The sequence below is a fragment of the Aureimonas ureilytica genome (assembly GCF_001475935.1).
Classification (GTDB): domain Bacteria; phylum Pseudomonadota; class Alphaproteobacteria; order Rhizobiales; family Rhizobiaceae; genus Aureimonas; species Aureimonas ureilytica_A.
Genome location: NZ_LDQA01000039.1, coordinates 1 through 5,282, shown reverse-complemented (window position 1 = coordinate 5,282; position 5,282 = coordinate 1). Strand labels below are relative to the sequence as shown.

Here is a 5,282-nt window from a genome sequence, read left to right as displayed (position 1 = left end):
TTAATAGGTCCTGAGCCTAGAAGGGTGGCAAGTACAGTCCGGCCGATGCCGGGCACCGCCAAGAGGAGGTGCGCCTGATCGGCCAGGGGGTGGTCCGCTTGGATCAGGTCCGCGATGCGCCGATCAAGATCGCTGATCTGCCGGGCGAGCATCTTGACCATGGCTTCGATGCTGGCTGCGATCTCTTCCTGCCTGGCGCTGTGGCGGTGCAGCTTCTCGGCCTTTCGCATGTCGACCAACTGCCTGCGCCGCCCGAGAAAATCGGAGAGCCGGGCGTGGGCTTGGCTGAGCGGGACGGTGGTCGGAAGGTCGAGGGCGGAGCCCATCTGCGCCAGGCGCGAGCATCGACGCGGTCGGTCTTGGCCAAGACGCCCGTGGTTCTGGCGAACTCGCGGGCCTGACAGGGATTGACGCGCGAGAAGGGATGGCCGCGCTCGACAAGGGCCGCGATGAGGTGGCCGTCGCAGCCGCTGGTGGCCTTGAACATGACGAGAACGTCGCGGTCGAGCGTGTCGAGGAAGGCCGAGATGTCCTCCAGCGTATTGGCGATGCGCTCGACCTTGGCCGAGGGCAGGCGGCAGAGATCGATGAAGCCGTGTGAAAGATCGCAGCCGACAACAGGCTGTGGCATGGTGAAAGCTCCTGTCCATGTCGTGCAGGATTTGTCGTCCCAAGCAACTGTTCAGGTTCAAGCAGACGCGGAGGGGACCCTTGCTCCCCCACGGGCTCTAGGCTCTGGGGGCCAGGCTCCTTTCCGCGCAATCACCTTCTTACATTTCCAACAGACAGGGGCCTTAGGAGAGCCGCGAGCCAACTGACGTGAGACAGCTGCAGTGTCAGGCGGGGGGAACAGAACGGCCACTTCGAGTGTGCTCTCGAACGACAAGTCTGCGATGGCGGCGAATGCGTTCCGAGCCCGGAGGTCGGCGGCCCTTGCCGGCTCGAATTCAGGCAGCGCTGTCCGGCCGCTCTTGTGAAGCCGGCCTTGCGCGAACCGGCGCGCCTTTGCCGCTGGAGCGTTCGGAGAATTGGAACGCGTCAACTTCCCGAAGCCTGAAGGGCCGGACGAATCCGGCCCTCGCGCAAGCATCGAGCGTTGCGGGCGGAGCCGACGCTGCCGGACTCAGTTGCCCTTCTTGTCCATTTCTTCCAGCCGGCGCTGCATGGCGGCGAGTTGATCGCGCATCGTGGCGAAATCGTCCGCCGTTGGCCCCGCCGCAGCGGCGGCATCGGACGCGCGCTCGGGCGGGCGGGCGCTCGGCTTCTCCGGCATCCCCATCGCGCTGGCGAGGAACGGGTTGAACATGCCCATCGCCTCGCGGAACATCTCCGTGTTGCGACGCACCTGCGTTTCCATCATCTGGAGCGGGTTGCTGTTGCCGGCCCCGCGATAGGATTCCTGCTCGCGCGAGAAGGCGGCCATGGACTGTTCGAGATAGGCGGGAATGACCATCTGCATTTGGTCGCCGTAGAAGCGGATGAGCTGACGCAGGAAAGCGATGGGCATGAGGTTCTGCCCGCCCTTGTTCTCCTGCTCGAAAATGATCTGGGTCAGGACGGAATGGGTGATGTCCTCGCCCGTCTTGGCATCCTGCACCACGAAGTCCTCGTTGCCCTTCACCATGGCCGCGAGGTTCTCCAGCGTCACGTACATGCTGGTGCCGGTGTTGTAGAGACGGCGGTTGGCGTATTTCTTGATAATGGTGGTTTCGTTATGGCGTGCCATCCGCTCTCTCCCAAGGCGATCGAATCCGGGCCGTCTTTCGCTGCCCCTGCGAAAGGATAGCCTTGTTTTTATCCTCTTTCCAAACGGTTCCGACTGTTTTTCTTGGGAAAATTCGCTTCGGGTTTCTCGCAGCCGCACCATGGCTGGGGACGAGATCCTGAAATCTGTCGTTGTGTTTGACAGGTTCCTAACCACTCTGCGAAGGTCTGACCGAATGCCGCCGCGCGCAAGCCGAAAGGCGGCAGGATCGGGAGAAAAGGGCAGGGCATGAGCGCATCTCAGCGAATCGTCATTGTCGGGGCGGCGCGCACGCCGGTCGGCTCGTTCAACGGAGCCTTCGCCTCCGTTCCCGCCCATTATCTCGGCGCGGTCGCCGTCACCGAGGCGCTGCGGCGCGCCGGGGTCGAAGCCGGCGATGTGGACGAGGTGATTCTCGGTCAGGTCCTTCAGGCGGCCGAGGGGCAGAACCCGGCTCGTCAGGCCGCCATGAAGGCGGGCGTTCCGAAGGAAGCCAGCGCCTGGGGCCTCAACCAGCTCTGCGGATCGGGCCTTCGCGCCGTGGCGCTCGGCGCGCAGCAGATCATGACGGGCGATGCGCGCATCGTCGTGGCGGGCGGCCAGGAATCCATGTCCATGGCTCCTCATGCCGCGCATCTGCGCGCAGGCCAGAAGATGGGCGATCTGAAATTCATCGACACGATGCTGAAGGACGGCCTGATCGACGCCTTTCAGGGCTATCACATGGGCAACACGGCCGAGAACGTGGCGCGCCAGTGGCAGATCACGCGCGAGGAGCAGGACGAGTTCGCCGTCCGCTCGCAGAACAAGGCGGAAGCCGCGCAGAAGGCCGGCCGCTTCAAGGACGAGATCGTTCCCTTCACCGTCGCCAGCCGCAAGGGCGACGTGGTGGTGGAAGAAGACGAATACATCAAGGCCGGCACGACGCTGGACAAGGTGCAGAAGCTCAAGCCCGCCTTCGACAAGGAGGGCACGGTGACGGCCGGCAATGCCTCGGGCATCAATGACGGCGCGGCCGCTCTGGTGCTGATGACGGAAGAGGAGGCCGCGCGCCGTGGCCTCTCGCCGCTGGCGCGCATCGCCTCCTTCGCGACGGTCGGCGTCGACCCGGCGGTGATGGGCTCGGGCCCGATCCCCGCGTCGCGCCGCGCGCTGGAGCGCGCCGGCTGGCGCATCGAGGATCTCGACCTCGTGGAGGCCAACGAGGCCTTCGCCGCTCAGGCCTGCGCGGTGAACAAGGATCTCGGCTGGAATCCGGACATCGTCAACGTCAATGGCGGCGCCATCGCGATCGGCCATCCGATCGGCGCGTCGGGCGCGCGCTGCCTGAACACGCTTCTGTTCGAGATGGGGCGCCGCGAAGCCAAGCGCGGCCTCGTCACGCTCTGCGTCGGCGGCGGCATGGGTGTCGCCATGTGCCTCGAGCGCTTCTAGCCGCTCGCGCCACGCGCCCGGGCGGTCATGCTCCCGGGCGTTCCGGCCGCAGAATGCGGTTGAGGGCTTGATCGGCGGCCGGAGATGCGAGGTCTGACCTCCAGCGCTCCGCCGCCCGTTCTTCGATGATCCCGAAGATTTCGCTTTTCGGCTCGCGGCCTTGCATGGCGGCGGCCCGTTTTGCGTCATCCCTGCACCCATAAAAATGGAGGAAGCAAATGAGTCGAGTGGCGATCGTAACGGGTGGAACGCGCGGCATCGGCGCGGCCGTGTCCAAGGCGCTGAAAGACGCCGGCTACACGGTGGCGGCCAATTATGCCGGCAACGACGCGGCGGCCGAGGCTTTTCGCGAGGAAACTGGCATCGCGGTCTATAAGTGGGACGTCAGTTCCTATGAGGCTTGCGCCGAGGGTATCGCCAAGGTTGAGGCCGATCTCGGCCCGCTCCGGGTTCTCGTCAACAATGCCGGCATCACGCGCGATGCCATGTTCCACAAGATGACGCCCGAGCAGTGGAGCGCGGTGATCAACACCAATCTCAACAGCCTCTTCAACATGACGCGCCCGGCCTGGGATGGGATGCGCGAGCGCAAGTTCGGCCGTGTCATCAATATCTCCTCGATCAACGGCCAGAAGGGGCAGGCCGGGCAGGTGAACTATTCCTCCGCCAAGGCGGGCGATATCGGCTTCACCAAGGCCTTGGCGCAGGAAGGCGCGCGCGTCGGCATCACGGTCAATGCGATCTGCCCCGGCTATATCGGGACGGAGATGGTGCGCGCAATCGACGAAAAGGTGCTGAACGAGCGCATCCTGCCGCAGATTCCGGTCGGCCGCCTCGGCGAGCCCGAGGAAATCGCCCGCACGGTTCTGTTCCTCGCCTCCGACGAGGCGGGCTTCATCACCGGCTCGACCCTGTCGATCAACGGCGGTCAGCACTTCGCCTGACCGAATCCCGCGTTGCGCTGCGGCGAAATGGGTCGCCGCAGCAAAGGGAACCGATCCTCCAACGGGGCATTTTGCCGGCGACATGCAACGGATGACCGTTGCGACCCCGTTTGAGGATTGACATCATGATCCGCAGAAACATCACCCTCGCGCTCGCTGCCGTCGCCCTGCTCGGCACTGCCGCCCCGACCCTGGCGCAGGGAATCGAGATCGGCCGCGACGGCGTGCGTCTGGTGGACCCGAACCAGCAGCAGCAGCGCGACATGCGCCGCGACGATCGCCGTGGCCGCGAGATCGGCGAGCGCGACGCCGTTCGTATCGCCCGTTCGGAAGGTGTGCGCGAGGTGGACGATGTGACCCGTATGCGCAACAGCTTCCGTGTCATGGGCACGGATCGTTCGGGCGACGACATCCAGGTCGATATCGACCGCCGCACCGGCGAAGTTCTCTCGGTCCGCTAAGGTGAAGCTCTGAGGGGTAAGGCCACTCCGGTCCGGGCCAGATGGCACCGGCACGGAGCAGTGCCCCGAACGGGCAGGATGCTGACTCCCGGCAAGCAACGCTTCAACGGGATCAGCCGAAATGTTTTCCAGTTCGGGAAAAGGTGGCGCCTTGGCGCCGCCTTTTTTGCGTTGCCAGCCTATGCCAGGTCGTGACCATCGACTATCTCGGTTCGACATGTATGCGATTCGTTGGATAGCCAAATTCCGGCGAAGCGCGCGATGGTCCTGCCCGCCTTTTCGTGCGCGCGCCCCAGGCGGGGCGTGGGGGAGTTGAACATATGGTGAAATCTGTCTGGCGCGCGGGCCTCCTCGTCGCCTTGACCCTCGTCACGGCCGCTCCGGCCATGGCGCAAGCCTTGCAGATCGGGCCGAACGGCCTTCAGATCGTGCCGGGCGCCGATGATCGTCGCCGGGCAGGCTCTGAAGGCCGTTCGGCGCGATCTTGAAGGCTTGCGCTATGGCCGGAGCGGACGTGAAGAGGGTCAACGCGACGAGGAGGCCCGCGCGCCAGACAGATTTCACAATCTGTTCAACTCCCCAACGCCACGGCTGGGGCGCGCGAACGAAAGGGCGGGCAGGACAATAGCGCGCTTCGCCGGAATTTGGTTATCCAAAGAATAGCATACATGGTGAACCGCGATAGTGGATGGTCATGAA

General features: G+C 64.7%; 6 protein-coding genes and 1 pseudogene. 4 read left to right on the top strand and 3 right to left on the bottom strand.

Annotated features, from left to right (window positions below; genetic code table 11):
- The 3 genes and pseudogenes from NS365_RS25020 to phaR form a co-directional block, all read right to left on the bottom strand.
- Positions 1 to 326 (bottom strand): hypothetical protein (locus tag NS365_RS25020; RefSeq protein ID WP_244498465.1); only part of this gene is annotated, 326 nt, incomplete at its 3' end.
- A gap of 71 nt (positions 327 to 397) precedes the next feature.
- Positions 398 to 631 (bottom strand): annotated as a pseudogene (locus NS365_RS25345) (hypothetical protein); the annotation flags it as partial.
- Positions 632 to 1,123: 492 nt separating this feature from the next.
- The gene (gene phaR / locus NS365_RS15790; protein WP_058601263.1) at positions 1,124 to 1,726 is read right to left on the bottom strand and encodes a polyhydroxyalkanoate synthesis repressor PhaR; all 603 of its coding nucleotides are present in this window, start codon (positions 1,724 to 1,726) and stop codon (positions 1,124 to 1,126) included.
- A gap of 267 nt (positions 1,727 to 1,993) precedes the next feature.
- Here phaR and NS365_RS15785 point away from each other — a divergent pair, with 267 nt between their 5' ends.
- From NS365_RS15785 to NS365_RS24560, 4 genes are all read left to right on the top strand, one after another.
- Positions 1,994 to 3,178, top strand: coding sequence for an acetyl-CoA C-acetyltransferase (locus NS365_RS15785; RefSeq protein WP_058601262.1), 1,185 nt, complete (start codon positions 1,994 to 1,996; stop codon positions 3,176 to 3,178).
- A 218-nt stretch (positions 3,179 to 3,396) separates the two neighbouring features.
- Positions 3,397 to 4,122: a beta-ketoacyl-ACP reductase gene (locus tag NS365_RS15780; RefSeq protein WP_058601261.1), complete on the top strand. Its 726-nt coding sequence runs from the start codon at positions 3,397 to 3,399 to the stop codon at positions 4,120 to 4,122.
- 125 nt (positions 4,123 to 4,247) lie between these two features.
- Positions 4,248 to 4,583 carry a PepSY domain-containing protein gene (locus tag NS365_RS15775; RefSeq protein WP_058601260.1) on the top strand — a complete coding sequence of 112 codons (336 nt, stop codon included), beginning with the start codon at positions 4,248 to 4,250 and terminating at the stop codon, positions 4,581 to 4,583.
- A 320-nt stretch (positions 4,584 to 4,903) separates the two neighbouring features.
- Positions 4,904 to 5,071: a hypothetical protein gene (locus NS365_RS24560; protein ID WP_193753459.1), complete on the top strand. Its 168-nt coding sequence runs from the start codon at positions 4,904 to 4,906 to the stop codon at positions 5,069 to 5,071.
- Positions 5,072 to 5,282: the final 211 nt, after the last annotated feature.